This is a genomic window from Nocardia mexicana NBRC 108244, from assembly GCF_001613165.1.
GTDB classification, from domain to species: domain Bacteria; phylum Actinomycetota; class Actinomycetes; order Mycobacteriales; family Mycobacteriaceae; genus Nocardia; species Nocardia mexicana.
On record NZ_BDBV01000117.1, the window covers coordinates 1 to 19,882 of the forward strand.

The window sequence follows — 19,882 nt, forward strand, 5'->3', positions numbered from 1 at the left end:
CACAGGCTCGCCCATTCCCCGCGCGACAATTGGAGAATGCTGCACCATCGCGGCGGCACCGGAAACGTTGCGTCCATGGGATTTCGGTGCGCGGGGCGAGCACGGGCGGCCGCGCTCCGCATCGTGTGCAGGCGCTGACCGCGGCGACCGTATCAGATCGAGGCGACAGGGATCGGGCGCTCCGCGCCTCCGTGCACAGCATTTCACGCTGTCCCCAGGCTTCACGTTCGCCCAGGTCGGTGCCCCGGGCCCGGCGAGCGCGGGGAGCAGGCTGAGCGGCATGACAACTCCCGCCGAACCCGCCCGCCCCGCTTCTGCCGCCGCCCGCGACGCCGAGCCCCGGGACACGGCCCCGCCAGGCGGCGGCTCGGGTCCGTGCCCGCAGACGTGGCGCCCGAAACCGGACCACAGCGATCCGGACGGTAGTGCATCGGATGGCAGTGTGGCCGACGATGTTTCGGGTGGTAGCGCTCGAGGGGGGCGGTCCGGTGGTACGGATGTCGTAGGTACCGGAGGATCGTTGTGGGCCGATCCCGGGCTGCGGGTGGAGGAGCCGGGGGAGTTCATTGCGGGGGTGCCCGCGCTGCTCGGGTTCGTGCCCGATCGGTCGCTGGTGGTGTGCATGTTGCAGGAGGCGCCGGAGCGGCCCGGATCCGTCTTTCTCGGCACGGTGGCCCGGCACGATCTGGACGTGCCCGGGTGCGGAGCCTGGATGCGGGTGGCCGGGCAACTGGCCACGATCTGCGTGCAGGAGGACGCGGTCGGCGTGCTCGTGCTGATCGTGGACGACCGGGCCGGGGCACCGCGTGCCGATCGGCCGGGGGCGCGCGCGGGTCGGCATCGCGACCTGCTCCGCATCCTCGACGGCGCCCTGCGCGACGCCGGGGTGGAGGTGGTCGAGGCCTGTGCGGTGCGCGAGGTCGCGGCCGGTGCGCCGTGGTGGAGCCTGCTCGAACCCGGTTGCACCGGCACGCAATCCGATCCCGCGGCCTCGCCGATCACGCTGGCGCAGGTGCTCGACGGCCGCCCGATCCGGGCGTGCCGCGCCGAGCTGACCGAGATCGTCGGCGTCGACCCGGAGTCCCGTGCGGAGGTAGGCGAGGAGCTGGAGCGGGCCACCGCGGCGGCCCGCCGTCGGCACCGGCAGGCCGCGTGCCGCTGCGATCCCGGCTCCTACAGCCGCTTCGCGCTCGAGCTGGTGCTGCGGCGGGTGTCCGCCATCGACGACCCGGACGCGATCGTGCTGGCCGCCGATATCGCGGAAGTGGCTGTGGCGCTTCGGGATTCCACGGTGCGCGACGCATCCTTCGCGCTGGCGATGGGGGAGCAGGCGGTCGCGGCGGAGGTGCTGTGGTCGCTGCTGTGCCGCGCGCTCACCGGATCCGACCGCGCCGAGGCGGCCACCCTGCTCGCCTACAGCGCCTACGCCAACGGCGACGGCCCGCTGGCCGGGGTGGCGCTGGAGGCCGCGCTGGAGGCCGACCCGCAGCACACCATCGCCCGGCTGCTGGACGCCGCGCTGCGCACCGGAATGCCGCCGCGCGAGGTGCGCAAGCTCGCGCTGAGCGGGCACGCCACCGCCGCGGGCCTGGGAGTGGAGATCGTCATCGACCCGGCCCGGGGCGAGCCATGAAAACCGGTGTGGCGCAGGACCTACCGTGCGCTGTGGGCGCGATCGCCCAGCGCCTGCAGGAACTGCCACGCATCCGACACGATCTCGTCGAGGTCGTTGTGCCGCGGGCTCCAGCCCAGCTCGGCCACGGCGCGCTCGCTGGACGCGATCAGCACGGCGGGGTCTCCGGCGCGACGCGGCGAGTCCACGGCCGGGATGGGGCGGCCGGTCACCCGCTCGCACGACGAAATCACCTGGCGCACAGAGAAACCCGTGCCACTGCCCAGATTGAAGATGCGATGCGTGCCCGCCTGCGATCCGGCCAGCGCCAGCAGATGCGCCTGCGCCAGGTCGAGGATGTGGATGTAGTCGCGGATCGCGGTGCCGTCGGGGGTCGGGTAGTCGGTGCCGAAGACCGAGATCGACTCGCGGTGCCCCAGCGCGGTCTGCAGCACCAGGGGGATCAGATGCGTTTCCACCACCCGGTTCTCGCCGAGCCCGCCGTAGGCGCCGGCGACGTTGAAATAGCGCAGGCTGGTCGCGGCCAGCCCGTGCGCCACGGCGTAGGAGGTGATGGCGTGGTCGATGGCCAGTTTCGAGGCGCCGTACGGATTCGTCGGCCGGGTGGGCGCATCCTCGGTGATCGGCACCTGCTCCGGCTCGCCGTACACCGCGGCGGTGGACGAGAACACCAGTCGCGGAGTTCCGGCCCGGCGCATCGCCTCCAGCAGCGTCAGCGTCTTCACCACGTTGCCGTGCCAGTACTTCTCCGGCTGCTGGACCGACTCGCCGACCAGCGACTGCGCCGCGAAGTGCAGGACGCCGTCGAAGGATTCGGACTCGATCAGCTCCACACCCACGGTCGCGATATCGCCGTCCACGAACTTCGCGCCGCTGGGCACCCCCTCGGCGTTCCCGGTGGACAGATCATCGACCACGATCACCTCGTGGCCGTCCTCGATCAGCACCTGGGCGCACACCCCGCCGACGTACCCGGCACCGCCCGTCACCAGAAGTTTCATCGATCAGACCAGCTTCACCTGGACGGCGTGCGCCATCTCGTCGGACAGCTCGAAACCCTCGTGCCCGGGCACCGAGATGATCACCGCGCCCGGCTTGGTCTCCACCGTGACGCGCGCGTCGGGGACCACGCCCGCCTCGCGCAGCTGGCCGATGATGTCGGGATCGGTCTGGATGTGCTCGGACAGCCGCCGCACCACGACGGCCGACACCTGACCGGCCGGCAGGTCCGACAGCCGGATCAGCTTCTCCTCCTCGGAGGACGCCGAGACCACGCCCAATTCGTCGAGACCGGGGATCGGATTGCCGTAGGGGGAGGTGGTGGGGTTGTTGAGCACCTCGACCAGGCGGCGTTCGACATCCTCGCTCATCACGTGCTCCCAGCGGCAGGCCTCGGCGTGCACGTTCTGCCAGTCCAGCCCGATCACGTCGACCAGCAGCCGCTCGGCGAGGCGGTGCTTGCGCATGACGGCGATCGCCATCGCGCGGCCCTTGTCGGTGAGTTCGAGATGACGGTCGCCGGCGACACTCAGCAAACCGTCGCGCTCCATCCGAGCGACCGTCTGACTCACCGTCGGCCCGCTCTGCTCGAGGCGTTCGGCAATGCGCGCGCGCAGCGGCGTGACGCCCTCCTCCTCGAGGTCGTAGATGGTACGGAGATACATCTCCGTTGTGTCGACCAGATCCTTCACCTGTTACCCCTTCGTCGGCACGAATTCTACCCACGCGCGGCTGCGATACCGCGCGCCAGCATATTTCGCTCGTCCTGCGGAGACCCGGAGGACACCGGGCGCGCCCTCGATGTACGCCCGCGGCTCGGCGCGCCCGCACTGTCTTGCATTTCTACTGCATCTCAACGACAAAAAGGGTGCGCTGCTTCCCCGTGTTCGGTTCTCGTTCGCAGCCGGACCTGGTCGGGGCGGGTGTGCATTAGCGTGGCAGGCATGGCTAGCGACGCCACCGTGGTGTGGACCGACCGGTTCCTGGACTACACCTGGACGCCGGAGCACCCGATGAAGCCCGCGCGCCTGCGCTTCACCATGGCCCTGGCTCGCAGCCTGGGCCTGCTGGAAGGGGTCGAGACGCTGGCCCCCGGCCCGGCCGGCGATGCCGACCTGCTGCGCATCCACACCCCGGCCTACCTCGACGCCGTCCGGCGCGCCGAGCCGCCCCCGCCCGGCGCGAGCCTGCCCGCGGCACCGCCGTTCGGGCTGGGATCCGCGGACAATCCGATATTCCCGCATATGCACGAGGCGGCCTCGGTGATCGTGGGCGGCACCCTGGCCGCGGCGGGCGAGATCGCCGCCGGACGCACCCGGCGGGCGGTGAGCATCGGCGGCGGCATGCATCACGCGATGTCCGGCGCGGCGGCCGGGTTCTGCGTTTACAACGATGTGGCCGTGGCCATCTCCTGGCTGCTGGACAACGGGTTCGACCGGATCGCCTACGTCGATGTCGACGTCCACCACGGCGACGGCGTGCAGCGCGCCTTCTACGGCGATCCGCGGGTGCTGACCGTCTCGATCCACCAGCATCCGGCGACGCTGTGGCCGAACACCGGATGGCCGGAGGAGATCGGCGCGGGGCCCGCCGAGGGCACCGCGCTCAACCTCGCCGTGCTGCCGGGCACCCGAGACGCCCAGTGGCTGCGGGGATTTCACGCGGTGGTGCCGGGCGCGCTGGCCGCATTCCGCCCGCAGATCCTGATCAGCCAGTGCGGCGTGGATACGCACCGCGAGGATCCGCTGGCCGATCTGAGCCTCACCGTGGACGGCCAGCGGGCGGCGTTCATCGCGATGCGCGAGCTGGCCGACCGATACGCCGAGGGCCGCTGGCTGGCTGTCGGCGGGGGCGGCTACGGCCTGGTCCGGGTGGTGCCGCGGGCATGGACCCATCTGCTGGCCACCGCGCTGGACCGCGGTGTCGATCCCGCGGCGGAGACCCCGGCGGAGTGGCGCGAGCAGGTGCGCGCCTACGCCCCGGCGGTGCGGGCGCCGGCCACGATGAGCGATGGGGGCGACATCACATTCGAGCGCTGGGACGGGCCGGGCGGCACCCGCGAGACTGGTGACGAGCGCGTCGACCGTGCGCAGCGCGCCGTCGACACCGCCGTATTGGCCACGCGCCGAGCAACTTTCGGGCTGCTCGGCCTGGACCCGGAGGACCCTCGTGACTGACCCCGACCGGCCCGGCGATCCCGGCGCCACCATGCAGTGGGGGCCGGACACTCCCGAAGATCCGCCGCCGCCCCCGCAGCACTGGTTCGCCGATGTGCTCGCCTCCGACGGTGGCGTCGTCCGCCTGCGTCCGATCACCCCCGACGACGCCGAGACGCTGCAGCGGTTCCATGCCGGACTCTCCGACCGCACCCGCTACCTGCGGTATTTCGGGCCGTACCCGCGGATGACGCCGAAGGATCTGTACCGCACCACCCATGTCGACTACCGCGACCGCGTCGGACTGGTCATCGAACTGGGCGAGGCGATCATCGCGGTCGGCCGCTACGAACTGCTGCCCGACCGGGAGGGCCCGCGCGCCGCGGAGGTGGCGTTCGTGGTCGCCGACGGCCATCAGGGCCGCGGGCTGGGCTCGATCCTGCTGGAACATCTGGCCGGCGCGGCCGCCGAGAACGATATCGAGACGTTCGTCGCGGAGGTGCTGGCCGAGAACAACGCGATGGTGACGGTGTTCCGCGACGCCGGTTACCAGGTGCAGCGCAGCCGCGACGGGTCCGTGCTGCATCTGGAGTTCGCCATCGACCCCACCGAGGCGCTGCTGTCGGTGCGGGATTCGCGCGAGCGCGCCTCGGAGGCACGCAGCGTCGGCAATCTGCTCAGCCCGGGGTCGGTGGCGGTCATCGGCGCCACCCCGTCGGCGGGGCGGGTCGGCGGCGCGGTGCTGGCCAACCTGCTGTCGGGGGTCTATCAGGGGCCGGTGTACCCGGTCAATCCGAACCGCAGCTCGGTGCGCGGGGTCCGCGCGTACCCGACCGTGCGCGATATCCCCGACGAGGTGGATCTGGCGGTGGTGGCGGTGCCCGCCACCGAGATCGGCTCGGTGCTCGACGACTGTATGGCCAAGGGCGTCAAGGGTTTGGTGGTGCTGACCGCCGGCTTCTCCGAGACCGGCCCGGCGGGCTACGCCGCCGAGCGCGACCTGGTCGACGCGGTGCGCGGGCACGGCATGCGGGTGGTGGGCCCGAGCGCGCTCGGCATCGCCAACACCGATCCCGCGGTGTCGCTCAACGCCACGCTGGCCACCGTGCTGCCCGGGCGCGGCCGGGTCGGGTTCTTCTGCCAGTCGGGACCACTCGGCGCCGCGATTCTCGGTGAGGCGGCCGCGCGCAAGCTGGGCCTGTCGACGTTCGTCTCCGCGGGCAACCGCGCCGACGTCTCCGGTAACGACTTGCTGCAGTACTGGGACACCGATCCGGCCACCGACGTGGTGCTGCTGTACCTGGAGACGTTCGGCAATCCGCGCAAGTTCTCCCGGATCGCGCGGCGGGTGGCGCGCACCAAGCCGATCGTGGTGGTCAGCAGCGGCCGCAACGCCACCCGCACCATTCCGGTGAGCGCGCTGGAGCGCTCGGTGGAGCGGGATCTGTTCGCTCAGGCGGGCATCGTGCAGGTCGACACCATCTCCGAACTGTTCGACTGCGCGATGCTGCTGGCCTACCAGCCGCTGCCCGCCGGGCGGCGGCTGGCGGTGATCGGCAACAGCCCCGCGCTGGGCTGGCTGGCGGTCGACGCGGCCCGCGGCGAGGGGCTGGAGGTCGGCGCCCCGGCCGATCTGGGCCCGCAGGCCGATCCGGCGGACTTTCTGACGGCCGTCGCCGCGGCCATGGATTCCCCCGACGTCGACGCGGTGATCGTGATCTTCGCACCGCCGGTGCCGACGGCGGTGGCGGCGTTCGCCGAGGCCATCCGGTCCGGCGCGCAGGGCGGGAGCAAACCGGTGCTCACCACCTTCGTCGCCGACCACGGCATGCCCAACCTGCTGACGGTGCGGGGCCCCGGCGGCACGGTCGAGCGCGGCTCGATCCCGTCGTACCCGGATCCGGAGCGCGCGGCGCGGGCGCTGGCGCGGGTGCGCCGCTACGCCGACTGGCGCACCCGGCCTGCCTCGGCCATCGTGCGGCCCGCCGACGTCGACCGCGAGCGTGCCCGAAACCTCGTGGGGGAGTGGATGTCCCGCGCGCCCGAGGGGCATTGGCTCGGCGATCTGGAGGCGGTCGACCTGCTGGCCTGCTACGGAATTCGCGTCGTGGAGTTCCGGGAGGTGCGCGACGAGGACGCGGCCGAGCGGGCGGCCGAGGAGCTGGGTTACCCGGTGGCGGCGAAGGCGACCGGCGAACTGTGGCGCAACCGGCCGGACCTGACCGGAGTGCGGCTCGACCTGTGGCGGCCCTCGGCGGCGCGGCGGGCGTACACCGACCTGGCCGAGGTGTCCGGCAACGAGGTGGTGCACATCCAGAAGATGGCGACCAAGGGCGTCGGCTGCGTTCTACGCGTCCAGGACGATCCGTCGTTCGGCTCGGTGATCAGTTTCGGCCTGTCCGGCACCATCATCGACCTGCTGGGCGACCGGGTCTACCGCGCGCTGCCGCTGACCGAGGCCGAATCGACCGCGCTGATCGACGCGCCCCGGGCCGCCCCGCTGCTCGACGGCGAGACGGGAGTCCCCGGCAAGACGATCGGCGAACCGGTGGACAAGCCCGCGCTGTCCGAACTGGCACAACGCATTTCGGCCCTCTGCGACGACCTGCCCGAGGTGCGCGAACTATCGGTCGAGCCGGTGCTCGCCGCACCCCGCGGCGCCGCCGTCCTGTACGCCCGCGTCCGGATCGGCCCGGAGCCGAGCCGCTTCGACATAGGTCCACGCCGCCTGGCGTGAGCCGCCGGGCGTGTGACCGACCGCGCTAGGTGCGCGCCCGTGCGATCTGCCGCACGGCGGCCAGCGCCTGCGGCAGCTCCGTGAACCCCTCGTCGGCGAGGAAATGACCGCCGCCGGGGACCTCGATGTGCTCGGCGTCGAGGAGGGTGGCCAGCGCTCGGGAGGTGGCCGGCGGGACGACCTCGTCGTTATCGGAGTAGATCATCGTGCGGGCATCGATGTGCGAGGCCAGCGTCGCCACATCCGGGCTGTCGGCAAGGTAGTTGTCGATCTCCGGAATGACGGAGAGCCGGCCGAGGAATCCGGACACACCCACGAAACCGCCGAGCCGCCAATCGGATTCGAGCCCGGACAGATGCCGAAGCGCGGTGATGGTGCCGAGGCTGTGAGTCACCAGCAGGGTATCCGCATCGACGGTGCCGACCGCGGCGGCCAGCCGGGCATCCCACTCCCGCCGCACCGGCGCGTCCGGGGTGGGCAGTTCCACGATCGATACCTGGTGTCCCTCCGCGGCCAGCTGCTCGGCCAGCCACGGAAACCAGTGGGCATCGACGTCGGCGGAGTACCCGTGAATGATGAAGATTCGCACGGGCTACGGAACTGTCCGCTCGGTGGTGGTATTCCGGATCGTTTCGTGAGCATCTCCACACTGGCCGGGTACACCCGCCGCGACCCCGCGTCGTGACCCGGCGATCCGCCGCCGAGTGCCGTATCTCACCCGCGCCGCAGATGGGGCGGGCCGGTGCTGTGCGGTCGTGATGGTCGATACTAGCCGTATGCGCGAAGATCAGATCGAGGCTGCCACCGCGCCACTGCGGGACGATATCCGGTTTCTGGGTGCGATCCTGGGCGAGACGATCCGCGACCATGAGGGCCCGGAGGTCTTCGACCTCATCGAGCGGGTGCGCGTCGAGGCGTTCCGGATCCGCCGCTCCGAGGTGGAGCGCAGCGCCGTCGCGGATATGTTGCGCGACATCGACATTCATGTGGCGATCCCGCTGATCCGGGCGTTCAGCCACTTCCTGCTGCTGGCCAACCTGGCCGAGGATCTGCAGCGCGACCGGCGGCGCGCGGTGCACGTCGCGGCCGGGGAACCGCCCCAGGATTCCAGCCTGGCCGCCACCTATCGCAAGCTCGACGCCGTCCGCTCGGGCGGCCCGGACGGCGCCGCGATCGCGGATCTACTGAGCGACGCGCTGGTCTCTCCGGTGATCACCGCCCACCCGACCGAGACCCGCCGCCGGACGGTCTTCGACGTGCAGTCCCGCATCACCGAGCTGATGCGCAGGCGGCAGCGCTACACCGAGGCCGAACCCGAGTACGCCGATATCGACACGCAGCTGCGGCGTCAGGTGCTCACACTGTGGCGCACCGCGCTGATCCGGTTGGCGCGCTTGCGAATTCAGGACGAGATCGAGGTCGGCCTGCGCTACTACGATATGACCCTGCTCGAGGTCATCCCGCGCATCAACGCCGAGGTGCGTGCCGCGCTGCGGGACCGCTGGCCCGGTCACGAGCTGCTGCGTCGCCCGATCCTGCGCCCGGGCTCGTGGATCGGCGGCGACCGCGACGGCAACCCGAACGTCACCGGCGCGGTGGTGCATCGGGCGACCCATCGCGCGGGCACCGTCGCCCTCGGCCACTATCTGAAAGAGCTTGTCGGGCTGGAGAAGTCGCTGTCGCAGTCGGCTCGGCTGGTGCCGGTGACGCCGGAGCTGGCGGAGCTGGCCGACGCCGGTTTCGACGATTCGCCGCAGCGCGCCGACGAGCCGTATCGCCGCGCGATCCGCGGCATCCGGGCCCGGCTGACGGCCACCGCCCGCAGGTCGCTCGGCGAGGTTCCGGGCGAAGGTGTCGGCGCGCCCGCCGACGATCGCCGGACGACCGACCCGTCATCGGGTCGACCCGTGGGCGAATCCGGCGACCGCACGCGCACCGACGGCCCGGTCGCCGAGCCTTACGGCTCCCCGCAGGAACTGCTGGACGACCTGAACATCGTGGATTCCTCGATGCGCGCCTCCGGCGACGGCTTGCTCGCCGACGACCGGCTGGCCGCACTGCGCGGCGCGGTCGAGACCTTCGGCTTCCACCTGCAGGGCCTGGATATGCGCCAGAACTCCGAGGTGCACGAGCAACTGGTCGCCGAGCTGTTCGCCTGGGCCGGAGTGCATTCCGACTACGCGAGCCTGCCCGAGCCGCAGCGCGTCGAGCTGCTGTCGGCCGAGCTGAACACCCGCCGCCCCCTGCTCGGGCCGACCGCGCGGCTGAGCGAGCTGGCGGTCAAGGAACTCGGGGTGCTGCGCGCCGCCAAGGCCGCCCTCGACGACCTGGGCCCCGACACCGTGCCCAACTACATCATCAGCATGTGCACCTCCGTGAGCGACGTGCTGGAGGCCGCGCTGCTGCTGAAGGAGGCGGGCATCCTCGATCCCGGCGATGCCGACACCCCGCCGAGCAGCCCGGCCGGCGTGGTGCCGCTGTTCGAGACCATCGACGACCTGCGCCAGGGCGCGGAAACCCTGGTCTCCGCGCTGGAGGTGCCCGCCTATCACCGGCTGGTGGCGGCGCGCGGCATGCAGCAGGAGGTCATGCTCGGCTACTCCGACTCCAACAAGGACGGCGGCTACCTGGCCGCCAACTGGGCGCTGTATCGCGCGGAACTGGACCTGGTGGAGGCGGCTCGCAAGACCGGAATCCGGCTGCGGCTGTTCCACGGCCGCGGCGGGACCGTCGGCCGCGGCGGCGGGCGCAGCTACGACGCCATCCTCGCCCAGCCCGCCGGTGCGGTGCGCGGCTCGCTGCGCCTGACCGAGCAGGGCGAGGTGATCTCCACCAAGTACGCCGACCGCGGCACCGCCCACCGCAATATGGAGGCGCTGGTCGCGGGGACCCTGGAATCGACGCTGCTGGACGTGGAGGGCCTGGGCGCCGACGCCGAACCGGCCTACGACCTCTTCGACGATCTGGCCGAGGCGGCACGGCAGGCCTACGCGCGGCTGGTCCACGACACTCCCGGTTTCGTCGAATATTTCCGTGCCTCCACGCCGATCGCGGAGGTCGCCGACCTCAACCTGGGCAGCCGCCCGGCATCGCGCAAGCCCACCAGCTCGGTCGGCGATCTGCGCGCGATTCCCTGGGTGATGGCCTGGAGTCAGGCGCGGGTGATGCTGCCCGGCTGGTACGGCACCGGCTCCGCGCTCGAGCAGTGGGTGGGGGACGACCCGCAGCGCCTGGCCACCCTGACGGACCTGTATCGGCGCTGGCCGTTCTTCCGCACGGTGATGTCGAACCTGGCGCAGGTGATGGCGAAGGCCGATATGGATATCGCCGCGCGCTACGCCGAGCTGGTCGAGGACGCGACGCTGCGCGACACCATCTTCGGCATGATCCGCGAGGAGTTCGACCGCACCGCCCGCATGCACGCCGCCGTCACCGGCAGTGACCAGCTGCTCGCCGACAACCCGGCCTTGGCCGAATCCATCCGCAACCGCTTCCCCTACCTGGAACCGCTCAACCAAATACAGGTCGACCTGCTGCGCCGCCGCCGCGCGGGCGACGATTCCGAACTGGTGGAACGCGGCATCCTGCTCACCATGAACGGCCTGGCCACGGCCCTGCGCAACTCGGGGTAGCCGGTGCGCCACCGGGCGATGGCATCCGACGCGTTCAGGGCAGCGGCTTGCTGCCCGAACTCGGACGGCCCGGGGGATGCGGATACGGTACGGACCCACGGGTGCGCCGTCGGCGGATAATCCACAGCAGGGCGGCGGTGGTAACGAACGGAACCAGTACGAATGCCAGGCCGATCAGCGCATAGTCCGGATCGTCGACGGTGGTGTGCCCCCAGTTCTGGTTGCCGAGGTACTGCGCGCATACCTGGAATGCGGTGTGAAACCCCAGGCACGGCCACAGGCTGCCCGTGGTGACCCGCAGCGCCCCGAGCAACGTGCCGAAGGTGAACAGCAGAACGACGCGGTTGGGGTCGACCCACCCCAGCAACACGGTGCCCCACAGCGTGAACAGCGCCGCCTGGCCGACCACCGCCACCCACGTCGAATACCGTTCGCCCAGCGCGGAGAGCAGGTAGCCACGGTAGGCCATCTCCTCGGGTATCGGTTCCAACAGCAGCACCAGCACGGTGAGCAGGGCGACCGTTCCGATCAGACCGGGCACGGGCCCCCGCACGGAGATGCGGGCCCACCCCAGCGACAGGACGACGACCGTTGTGATCCCCGCCGGGACGGCCCAGCAGGCGACACCGAAAAGAAAAGGGCGCCAACCACTTCGCAGTGGAGTGAGACCGAAATCGGCCCACGACCACGCGCGCCGATCGACATAGCGGCGCACCACGTACAGCAGCGGCAGGGTGAATGCCGTTGCCGCGAGCGCCCGTACGATGTGCAGACTGCGGCTGTAGTCCGAACCGGTCACCGCCGACAGCCCGTCGCCGGTCAATCTCCACCAGACCGCCACCGCGACAACGACGATCAGCGGCCCCACCCACCACGAGGTGCGAATCTGTGATCGTTCCCCCCGAACCGTCATGGTTGCGAATATACCTACGCGCTACGACATCTCGCTGTCCTGCGGCGTATCCCGTGCACATGCCGGTCTGTGTCGTCTCGCCCTGCACCCTCCGGTGCTGGGCTGTGGCCGCCGTTCCGCAACGAATATTGGTAGGAAATTTCCTACGTTTGACAGGTAGGAAATTGCCTACCTATAGTGGCCGGTATGGCGCCCCGTCTGGAATCCACCCGCACCGACCAGGTGTTCGCGGCCCTGGCCAACCCGACTCGGCGGGAGATTCTCGATCTGCTGCTCGCGGGTGAGCGCACCGTGCAGGCCCTTGCCGAGAGGTTCGATATGGCCCGTCCGAGCGTTTCCGAGCATCTGAAGGTGTTGCGCGACTGCGGCCTGGTGAGCGAGGACAAGCGCGGGCGCTACCGGTACTACCGGGTGGAGCCGGAGCCGCTGCACGAGCTGCAGTCCTGGCTCGGTCCGTTCGAGCGGTACTGGCGTGCCCGGATGCGTGACCTGGGCGAGGTGCTCGACGCCATGCCCGACGACGAAAGACCCGACAGGAGAACGGAACAGCGATGACGACCGAAGACCTCACGAGTATCGAACTCGACCACTTCTACCCGCACGCCCCCGAGAAGGTGTGGCGCGCGCTGACCACGCCGGAGCTGATGGCGCAGTGGATGATGCAGCCCGTCGGCTTCGAACCGGTGGTGGGCAACAGTTTCCGGATGCGGGGGACGCCGATGCCGAATGTGGGCTTCTCCGGCGAGATCCGCTGCGAGGTGATCGAGGTGACCGCGCCGGAACGCCTCAGCATCAGCTGGAACGACGCCGAATCCGACCGCGAGACCGGTTGGGTCATCACCTGGCGCCTGCACCCGGAGGGCACAGGAACCCGAATCCTGTTCACCCACACCGGTTTCGACCCCGACGACACCACCGCCCAACTCTCCCGCAAGATCATGCGCGGCGGCTGGCCGGGAATGTTCGCCCGCCTCGAGAAAACGCTCGCCTGAGCACATTCCGCTTGCTCGCCGCAGGCTACGGATTACGACCCGGATCGGCCGTGCCCGGTGCCGGATGTCCGGCGGGGTGCGGTGGGTGCCTGTGAGGTGCAGCTGACCATGCCGGATGTCCCGGCGCCGTCGCGGGCGACGCCGGGTGGCCGTGTGGTGCGGGCGGCTGATGTTCGTGCGGCACAGCCGGTGGCGCCGAATAGCCAGGGGGTGCGGTGGGGGCCGAGGGATTGCCATACGGTGTCGGCGCCGGATAACCGGGTGGCGTCGCCGGTGGCGTTGGTTGCCCGGTCGGCGGTGCGGAATATCCGTGTGGTGAGGCAAGCGGGTACGGCTGGTGCCCGTGGGGCGACACTGGTGGCTGAGCGGCATATCCGTGCGGTGGGGCCTGTGGCGAAATGCCGTTGGGGTCCAGACCGTACGGCGGATGCCGGTTCCTGTTTCTGCTTGCGTAGACGAATCCCACGACGACAGCTATCACCGCGATCAGCAAGACGATGCTCACCAGGCCCAAGGCTCCCATGGTGAGTGCTTATCACATATCAAGCCGCACAGGATAATTGGCGACTCCGATACAGCGCCGGCCGGTTCGCGCCGGGCCCGGAGGGGACGGGTCGCGCGGGCGCCGGCCGGCGCTCGTGGTGATCATCAGCCCACATGATCACCTCGGGGGTGCTGGGCCGGATTCCGGACGGCCCAGCGTCTGTGGAGGCCCGATCGGGCCTCGGTTTTCGGCTAGCCCGCGTAGGCGCGCAGCCGGTCGGCCCGCTCGCCCTTGCGCAGCTTGGACATGACCTCGCGCTCTATCTGGCGCACCCGCTCGCGGGACAGGCCGAACAGCTTGCCGATCTGGTCCAGCGTACGCGGCTGGCCGTCGTCGAGTCCGAAGCGCAACCGGATGACCTGCTGCTCGCGCTCGTCCAGCGTGGCGAGCACCTGGCGCACGTCGCGGTGCATCAGCCCGGCGATGACGGCGCTCTCGGCCGAGGTGGCCTCGGAATCCTCGATGAAATCGCCGAGGGGGGCCTCTTCGTCGTTGCCGACCGGCATGTCCAGGCTGACCGGATCGCGGCTGTGGTCGAGGAGGTCGGAGATCTTCTCCTCCGGAATGCCGGATTCGGCGGCCAGTTCCGCATCGGTGGCCTCGCGCCCGAGCTGCTGGTGCAGTTCCCGCTTGATCCGGGCGAGCTTGTTGACCTGCTCGACCAGATGCACGGGCAGCCGGATGGTGCGGCTCTGATCGGCCATGCCGCGGGTGATGGCCTGGCGGATCCACCAGGTGGCATAGGTGGAGAACTTGAAACCCTTGGAGTAGTCGAACTTCTCCATCGCCCGGATCAGGCCCAGGTTGCCCTCCTGGATCAGGTCGAGCAGCGGCATCCCGCGGCCGGTGTAGCGCTTGGCCAGCGAGACGACCAGGCGCAGGTTGGCCTCGAGCAGGTGCTGACGCGCGGACTGGCCGTCGCGCACCAGAATGGCCAGATCCCGTTTTCGGGTGGCGGACAATCGCTTGCCGGTCTCCAACAGGTGTTGGGCATAGAGGCCCGCCTCGATGCGCTTGGCCAGCTCGACCTCATCGGCCGCCGTCAGCAGCGCCGTCTTGCCGATTCCGTTCAGGTACACGCGTACCAGGTCGGCGGCGGGGCTCTGGGCGTCGAGGTCCCCCTGATCGCTGGCGCGCACTCCAGTGGTGGCGGGGCTTGTCATGACTTGCCTCCTGTCGGTGGTGTCTCACTCCGATCAACGGACCCGACACTGGGAAAGTTCCCCGCCACTGTCCCGGTAAACCGTAGCTGAGCTGCGGGTTTCGCCCCTTCCATCTGAGAAGTTCCTAAGAAGCGAGCGAGCCGGGAACGCCGTGCGACCGCCGTTGCCGGACGGCAACCAGGAATGCATCCAACCGTGATGCCCGCGGAACTACGCGGGGCGGATCAATCCGTGGCGCACCAGTCCGGTGGTGACGGCCAGCGCCGAGGCGCGGAACTCCGGTGTTGCGGTGGTGCCGGTATGGCCGATTGCCAGCAATTCGACCAATTCCTGCAACGGCAGCCCGTCCGCGCGCATTCCCGCCAGCAGCGCGGCGGCGGTGTCGTCGACCTCGTGCTGCCAGCGCGGGCCGTCGCCGCGGTGCAGCCGGACCACCCGCTGCTCCCAGCCGTCGCCGCCGGGCAGGGCGACCCGTTCCAGCGCGGTGGCCGGATCGACCTCGAACCGTGATGTCCAGGCGAGGTCCTCGTCGGCGCCGACCGCGCGCAGCCAGGCCGATCGCCGGAAGTACGCGGTGGCCTCGGGGCCGAGCGGATCGTCGAAGCCGTGGGTCAGATCCTCGGCGAGGACCTCGGTCGGCCCGTCGATGGAACGCAGATACACGAATCCGAACCCGACGCCTTCGACGTCCGCGGCGGCGAACGCGTCCAGCCACCGTTCTGCCTGTTCCTGGGCCTGCGGATCGCGCGGGTCCAGTCCGGCGTCGCGCAGCCAGGTGCCGACGTACAGGGCCGGGTCGGCGATATCGCGCTGCACGATCCAGGCGTCGACGCCGTGGTCGGGCAGCCACGACGACACCCGGGTGCGCCAGTCCTCGCCGTCCACGTGCACCCACGCCGCCAGCATCGCCGCCGTGCCGCCGGGATTCAGTAGCGCGGGCGCCCGGGAGACCACCAGTTCACTGGCCCCGTCGAGGGCCAGCCCGGAGTCGCGGTAGGTGTGCTCGACGCGGGCCGGGCCGACGACGAACGGGGGATTGGCGACCACCTGGTCGAAGCGCCGCCCGGCCACCGGCTCGAACCATGACCCCTCCAGTAGCTCGATGTCGAGGTCGTTGAGCGCGGCCGTCGCCTCGGCCAGCCGGAGTGCCCGGCGGTTTACATCGGTGCCGGTGACGGTCTCCGCATAACCGGCGGCGTGCACGGCCTGCACGCCGCAGCCGGTGCCCAGGTCCAGCACCGTGCCGACCGGGGCGGTCGGGGTGGCGCGCAGCAGCGACAGCGAGGCCTGCCCGACGCCGAGCACGTGGTCGGCGGTCAGGGTGCGCCGCCGCATGCCGTCGTCCAGATCCGACAGCACCCAGCGGACGCCGTGGCCCAGATCGAGCGGCCGCAGATCCAACGCCGCTCGCACCCGGTCGCCGTCGCGATCCAGCAGACCGGCCGCAACCGCGTGGTCCAGGTCGACGGGGGCCAGCGCCGCCGCCACCTCCCGCTCGGGCATCGCGTCGCCGAGCAGCAGCAGCCGGACCAGCGTGCCCAGCTCATCGGCAGCGCGCGCCGCGCGTCGCGCCGGGACAGGTTCGGAGCGTCCGAGGGCCGTGTGCGCGGGCTCGCCGAGCGCCTGCAGCAGGGTGTCGGTGTCGTAGTGGACGCGGGTCAGCGCGGCGCGCAGCTGCGGCGCGAGCGCGGCGAGTTCGGAGACCGCTGTCGTCTGATTCGTCGGCACAGCTGGAGAACTCTGCCAGGGCAACCGCCCGGCACTCGGCAGCGACCCCGGAGCGGCGCGGGGCCGGTCGCGCCGGGAACCTCGAGTCCGCGTAACTTTTCCGGCTTTCACGGTGCCGACCTGCGGACATTCGGCAGGTCAAATGTCCGATTTCCTGTTATTGTGACGTGGCTCACGAGGAGGTACGGCTGGTGACGATCGAAGAGCGGAACGGGGAACCCGCCGGCGACTGGGAACGGGTCTACGAGAGTCCGGATTTCCAGCGATTGCGCCGCAGGTTCCGCCTCTTCGTCTTTCCGATGGCCGCGCTGTTCCTCGCCTGGTACGCCCTGTACGTGCTGCTGGCCGACTACGCCCACGACTTCATGTCCACGAAGGTCGTCGGCAATATCAACGTCGGGCTGATATTGGGTCTGCTGCAGTTCGTCTCGACCTTCGTCATCACCGGGCTCTACGTGCGCTACGCCGATCGTGAACTGGATCCGATCGCCGACGAGCTGCGCGCCGACATGGAGGAACCGACTCGATGAGTACGACTCTCGCCGCCGCTGTCGAGGGCAGCCGACCGGGCCTCAACATCACCATCTTCGCGATCTTCGTGGCGATCACGCTGGTGATCGTGTTCCGCGCCAGCCGCGACACCCGCACGGCCGCAGACTATTACGCGGCGGGCCGGGCGTTCTCCGGCCCGCAGAACGGGATCGCCATCTCCGGCGACTACCTCTCGGCGGCCAGCTTCCTCGGCATCGCCGGCGCCATCGCGCTCTACGGGTACGACGGATTCCTGTACTCGATCGGGTTCCTGGTGGCGTGGCTGGTGGCGCTGCTGTTGGTGGCCGAATTGCTGCGCAACACAGGCAAATTCACGCTCGGCGACGTGCTGGCGTTCCGGATGAAGCAGCGGCCGGTGCGTGCCGCCGCGGCCACCTCCACGCTGGCCGTGAGCCTGTTCTATCTGCTGGCGCAGATGGCGGGTGCGGGCGTGCTGGTGTCGCTGCTGCTGGGGGTGTCCGGCAATGTCGGGCAGAACCTGGTGATCGCGGTGGTCGGCGCGCTGATGATCGTGTATGTGCTGGTCGGCGGCATGAAGGGCACCACCTGGGTGCAGATCGTGAAGGCGGTGCTGCTGATCGGTGCGGCCGCGGCGATGACCGTGTGGGTGCTGGCCAAGTACGGGCTGAACCTGTCGACGCTGTTGCAGCAGGCCGTCGACAACAGCGGCAAGACCGGTGCCAAACTGCTCGATCCCGGGTTCCGCTACGGCAAGAACGAGACCAGCAAGCTCGACTTCCTCTCTCTCGCACTGGCTCTGGTGCTCGGCACCGCGGGCCTGCCGCACGTGCTGATGCGCTTCTATACGGTGCCGACGGCCAAGGATGCCCGCCGGTCGGTGGTCTGGGCCATCGGGCTGATCGGGTTGTTCTACCTGTTCACGCTGGTGCTCGGCTACGGTGCGGCGGCACTGGTGGGGCCGGAGAAGATCAATGCCGCACCGGGTAAGGAGAATTCCGCCGCGCCGCTGTTGGCGCTCGAGCTGGGCGGCCCGCTGCTGTTGGGATTCGTTGCGGCCGTGGCCTTCGCGACCATTCTGGCCGTGGTGGCGGGGCTGACGATCACGGCGTCGGCGTCGTTCGCGCACGATGTGTACGCCAATGTCATCAAGCACGGGAAGGCCGACAGCAAGGAGGGGGAGGTGCGGGTCGCCCGCATCACCGCCGTGGTGATCGGTGCGGTCGCGATCGTCGGCGGCATCCTCGCGAAGAACCAGAACGTGGCGTTCCTGGTGGCGCTGGCCTTCGCGGTGGCGGCCTCGGCGAACCTGCCGACCATTCTGTATTCGCTGTTCTGGAAGCGGTTCAACACCACCGGCGCGCTGTTCAGCATCTACGGCGGCCTGCTGGTGACCGTCGTGCTGATCGTGTTCTCCCCGGCGGTGTCGGGTTCGTCGAGCGCGATGATCAAATCCGCCGACTTCAGCTGGTTCCCGCTGTCGAACCCGGGCCTGGTGTCGATTCCGGTGTCGTTCGCGCTCGGCTGGCTGGGCACCATGCTGTCCAAGGACCACAACGAGCCGAAATACGTCGAGATGCAGGTCCGCTCGCTGACGGGTGCGGGTGCGGAAAAGGCCGTGCACCACTGAGTTTCGCCTCGCGGTGCGCCGATCAGCGGCGGACGGGTTCGAGCAGGTCGGCGATGGCGTCGGCCACCGCATCGGGACGTTCCATCGGGATCGTCGTATGCGCGGCATCGGCGAGGACGCGGTATTCGCCCTGTGGCGCCGCGGCGGCGACGGCCCGGTAGAGCCGCTGGGTCGCGTCGATCTGCTCGCGCAGGTCGGCGTCGGATTGGAACATCTGCTGTCCGGGATCGAAAGCCGTTGCGCCCATGACGATCAGCGGCACATCGGGCACCTCGCCCCCGGTGCGCAGCTCCGACAGCATTGCGGAGATATTGCGTCCCTCGCGCAGACCCGCCAGCAGTCCGTCCGGGGTGGTGTGCTGGTCGATGAGTTGTTCGCGGATCGGATCCGGCCAGGCGGCGAGCTGCTGGGCGAAGTTCCGGCGGACGTGGGCGATGATCTCCGGTGTCGGCTCGGGCAGGGGAGCGTCCGAGGGGCGAGTGGTACCCAGCCGGAGGTGTTCGGGCATGAAGGCGTCCCAGTCCTCGTGGAGGGGTTCGAGCAGGAGCAGGGCGGCCACCTCGCCGGGGAACCGCTGGGCGAACCGGCGGACGTAGGCGCCGCCGAGGGAGTGCCCGACGAGTACGTACGGGCCCGGGCCATGCTCAAATTGCACGCCCGTGACCGCGCCCAGCTCGTCGTCTTCGCCTATCAATCCGGTCTTATCCGCTGATCTACGCGAATCTGCGTACAACCGAAGCCGCGTCCGGCCGGATGTCCTGCTGTTCGGCGCTCGCCACGATGCAGGGGTGAGAAAACGACCATTCGAGGTGTGGGGGTAATTCGTGGACGCGACACGCTCTAGAAGCCGACCGTTCGTTGTCGCGACGTGCGTTGCGCTCGTGCTGGCGGCGATCGGCGACGCCGGGCCGGAGATCATCGAATCACGCAGTCTCGTAGCGGGTTACGACGGGCCCGGCCCCGCGATCTATCTGGCCTTCGCCGCACTTGTCGCGGTGCTGCGGTGGCGTTACGCACCAATTCTGGCCGTGGTGATGTCGCTGTTCTTCCTGGTCGGCGGATTCTCCGACACCGACTTCACCGACCGGCTCGTCACCCCCGGCGGCACCGTCGCATTCGTCGCCGCGTGGCTGCAGATGCTCAGCTTCGCCGCCGCGATCGTATTCGGGTTCGCCGCCGTGTGGCTGCGCGCGCGTGCCGGATCCACTGTCCCCGAACGGAAATGACCGCGCTGTCCGACCACTC

General features: G+C 70.0%; 16 protein-coding genes. 9 read left to right on the forward strand and 7 right to left on the reverse strand.

Annotation, left to right across the window (positions count from 1 at the left end):
• The first annotated feature begins 520 nt into the window (after positions 1 to 520).
• Positions 521 to 1,633, forward strand: coding sequence for a DUF4192 domain-containing protein (locus NM1_RS36060; protein WP_068030907.1), 1,113 nt, complete (start codon positions 521 to 523; stop codon positions 1,631 to 1,633).
• Between the two features lie 20 nt (positions 1,634 to 1,653).
• Here NM1_RS36060 and galE read toward each other — a convergent pair whose 3' ends face one another.
• Together galE and NM1_RS36070 are read right to left on the reverse strand one after the other, a co-directional pair.
• A complete protein-coding gene (gene galE, locus NM1_RS36065; protein ID WP_068030909.1) occupies positions 1,654 to 2,634 on the reverse strand; it encodes a UDP-glucose 4-epimerase GalE in 981 nt (326 codons plus the stop codon).
• A 3-nt stretch (positions 2,635 to 2,637) separates the two neighbouring features.
• Positions 2,638 to 3,324, reverse strand: a complete 687-nt coding sequence (locus NM1_RS36070; protein ID WP_068030911.1) for an iron-dependent transcriptional repressor DtxR — start codon at positions 3,322 to 3,324, stop codon at positions 2,638 to 2,640.
• A 252-nt stretch (positions 3,325 to 3,576) separates the two neighbouring features.
• Between NM1_RS36070 and NM1_RS36075 the strand changes: the two genes are divergently transcribed.
• Both NM1_RS36075 and NM1_RS36080 read left to right on the forward strand, forming a co-directional pair.
• Positions 3,577 to 4,809, forward strand: a complete 1,233-nt coding sequence (locus tag NM1_RS36075; protein WP_068030914.1) for an acetoin utilization protein AcuC — start codon at positions 3,577 to 3,579, stop codon at positions 4,807 to 4,809.
• Between the two features lie 31 nt (positions 4,810 to 4,840).
• A complete protein-coding gene (locus NM1_RS36080; protein ID WP_068030998.1) occupies positions 4,841 to 7,525 on the forward strand; it encodes a bifunctional acetate--CoA ligase family protein/GNAT family N-acetyltransferase in 2,685 nt (894 codons plus the stop codon).
• A 25-nt stretch (positions 7,526 to 7,550) separates the two neighbouring features.
• Here the strand turns inward: NM1_RS36080 and NM1_RS36085 are convergent, their stop codons facing one another.
• On the reverse strand, positions 7,551 to 8,114 hold the full coding sequence (locus NM1_RS36085) for an RBBP9/YdeN family alpha/beta hydrolase (RefSeq protein ID WP_084520372.1): 564 nt from the start codon (positions 8,112 to 8,114) through the stop codon (positions 7,551 to 7,553).
• A gap of 187 nt (positions 8,115 to 8,301) precedes the next feature.
• Between NM1_RS36085 and ppc the strand changes: the two genes are divergently transcribed.
• Positions 8,302 to 11,157 carry a phosphoenolpyruvate carboxylase gene (gene ppc / locus NM1_RS36090; protein WP_114699807.1) on the forward strand — a complete coding sequence of 952 codons (2,856 nt, stop codon included), beginning with the start codon at positions 8,302 to 8,304 and terminating at the stop codon, positions 11,155 to 11,157.
• A 34-nt stretch (positions 11,158 to 11,191) separates the two neighbouring features.
• Here ppc and NM1_RS36095 read toward each other — a convergent pair whose 3' ends face one another.
• Entirely contained in the window at positions 11,192 to 12,070 is an 879-nt protein-coding gene (locus tag NM1_RS36095; RefSeq protein ID WP_068030919.1) for a CPBP family intramembrane glutamic endopeptidase, read from the reverse strand.
• Between the two features lie 186 nt (positions 12,071 to 12,256).
• Here NM1_RS36095 and NM1_RS36100 point away from each other — a divergent pair, with 186 nt between their 5' ends.
• Together NM1_RS36100 and NM1_RS36105 are read left to right on the forward strand one after the other, a co-directional pair.
• Positions 12,257 to 12,625: an ArsR/SmtB family transcription factor gene (locus NM1_RS36100; protein WP_068030922.1), complete on the forward strand. Its 369-nt coding sequence runs from the start codon at positions 12,257 to 12,259 to the stop codon at positions 12,623 to 12,625.
• Positions 12,622 to 13,062 (forward strand): SRPBCC family protein, encoded by a 441-nt coding sequence (locus NM1_RS36105; protein ID WP_068030924.1) that lies wholly within the window; start codon positions 12,622 to 12,624, stop codon positions 13,060 to 13,062. Before NM1_RS36100 ends, NM1_RS36105 begins: the two co-directional genes overlap by 4 nt.
• A 735-nt stretch (positions 13,063 to 13,797) precedes the next feature.
• Here the strand turns inward: NM1_RS36105 and NM1_RS36110 are convergent.
• Both NM1_RS36110 and NM1_RS36115 read right to left on the reverse strand, forming a co-directional pair.
• Positions 13,798 to 14,769, reverse strand: coding sequence for a sigma-70 family RNA polymerase sigma factor (locus NM1_RS36110; protein WP_068030927.1), 972 nt, complete (start codon positions 14,767 to 14,769; stop codon positions 13,798 to 13,800).
• Between the two features lie 210 nt (positions 14,770 to 14,979).
• On the reverse strand, positions 14,980 to 16,497 hold the full coding sequence (locus NM1_RS36115; protein ID WP_068030929.1) for a DUF7782 domain-containing protein: 1,518 nt from the start codon (positions 16,495 to 16,497) through the stop codon (positions 14,980 to 14,982).
• Between the two features lie 191 nt (positions 16,498 to 16,688).
• Here NM1_RS36115 and NM1_RS36120 point away from each other — a divergent pair, with 191 nt between their 5' ends.
• Positions 16,689 to 17,027, forward strand: a complete 339-nt coding sequence (locus NM1_RS36120; protein ID WP_068031005.1) for a DUF485 domain-containing protein — start codon at positions 16,689 to 16,691, stop codon at positions 17,025 to 17,027.
• Entirely contained in the window at positions 17,024 to 18,637 is a 1,614-nt protein-coding gene (locus tag NM1_RS36125; protein ID WP_068030933.1) for a monocarboxylic acid transporter, read from the forward strand. Before NM1_RS36120 ends, NM1_RS36125 begins: the two co-directional genes overlap by 4 nt.
• A 22-nt stretch (positions 18,638 to 18,659) precedes the next feature.
• Here NM1_RS36125 and NM1_RS36130 read toward each other — a convergent pair whose 3' ends face one another.
• Positions 18,660 to 19,292, reverse strand: coding sequence for an alpha/beta fold hydrolase (locus NM1_RS36130; protein ID WP_169814382.1), 633 nt, complete (start codon positions 19,290 to 19,292; stop codon positions 18,660 to 18,662).
• 226 nt (positions 19,293 to 19,518) lie between these two features.
• Here NM1_RS36130 and NM1_RS36135 point away from each other — a divergent pair, with 226 nt between their 5' ends.
• Complete coding sequence (locus NM1_RS36135) at positions 19,519 to 19,863, forward strand: hypothetical protein (RefSeq protein ID WP_211339536.1); 345 nt, start codon at positions 19,519 to 19,521, stop codon at positions 19,861 to 19,863.
• Positions 19,864 to 19,882: the final 19 nt, after the last annotated feature.

What these genes read in the sequence shown, in the direction of transcription:
- NM1_RS36110 (WP_068030927.1), bottom strand. Translation starts at nt 14,769, where the DNA reads ATGACAAGCCCCGCCACCACTGGAGTGCGCGCCAGCGATCAGGGGGAC.
- NM1_RS36075 (WP_068030914.1), top strand. Translation starts at nt 3,577, where the DNA reads ATGGCTAGCGACGCCACCGTGGTGTGGACCGACCGGTTCCTGGACTAC.
- NM1_RS36095 (WP_068030919.1), bottom strand. Translation starts at nt 12,070, where the DNA reads ATGACGGTTCGGGGGGAACGATCACAGATTCGCACCTCGTGGTGGGTG.
- NM1_RS36100 (WP_068030922.1), top strand. Translation starts at nt 12,257, where the DNA reads ATGGCGCCCCGTCTGGAATCCACCCGCACCGACCAGGTGTTCGCGGCC.
- NM1_RS36080 (WP_068030998.1), top strand. Translation starts at nt 4,841, where the DNA reads ATGCAGTGGGGGCCGGACACTCCCGAAGATCCGCCGCCGCCCCCGCAG.
- ppc (WP_114699807.1), top strand. Translation starts at nt 8,302, where the DNA reads ATGCGCGAAGATCAGATCGAGGCTGCCACCGCGCCACTGCGGGACGAT.
- NM1_RS36125 (WP_068030933.1), top strand. Translation starts at nt 17,024, where the DNA reads ATGAGTACGACTCTCGCCGCCGCTGTCGAGGGCAGCCGACCGGGCCTC.
- galE (WP_068030909.1), bottom strand. Translation starts at nt 2,634, where the DNA reads ATGAAACTTCTGGTGACGGGCGGTGCCGGGTACGTCGGCGGGGTGTGC.
- NM1_RS36105 (WP_068030924.1), top strand. Translation starts at nt 12,622, where the DNA reads ATGACGACCGAAGACCTCACGAGTATCGAACTCGACCACTTCTACCCG.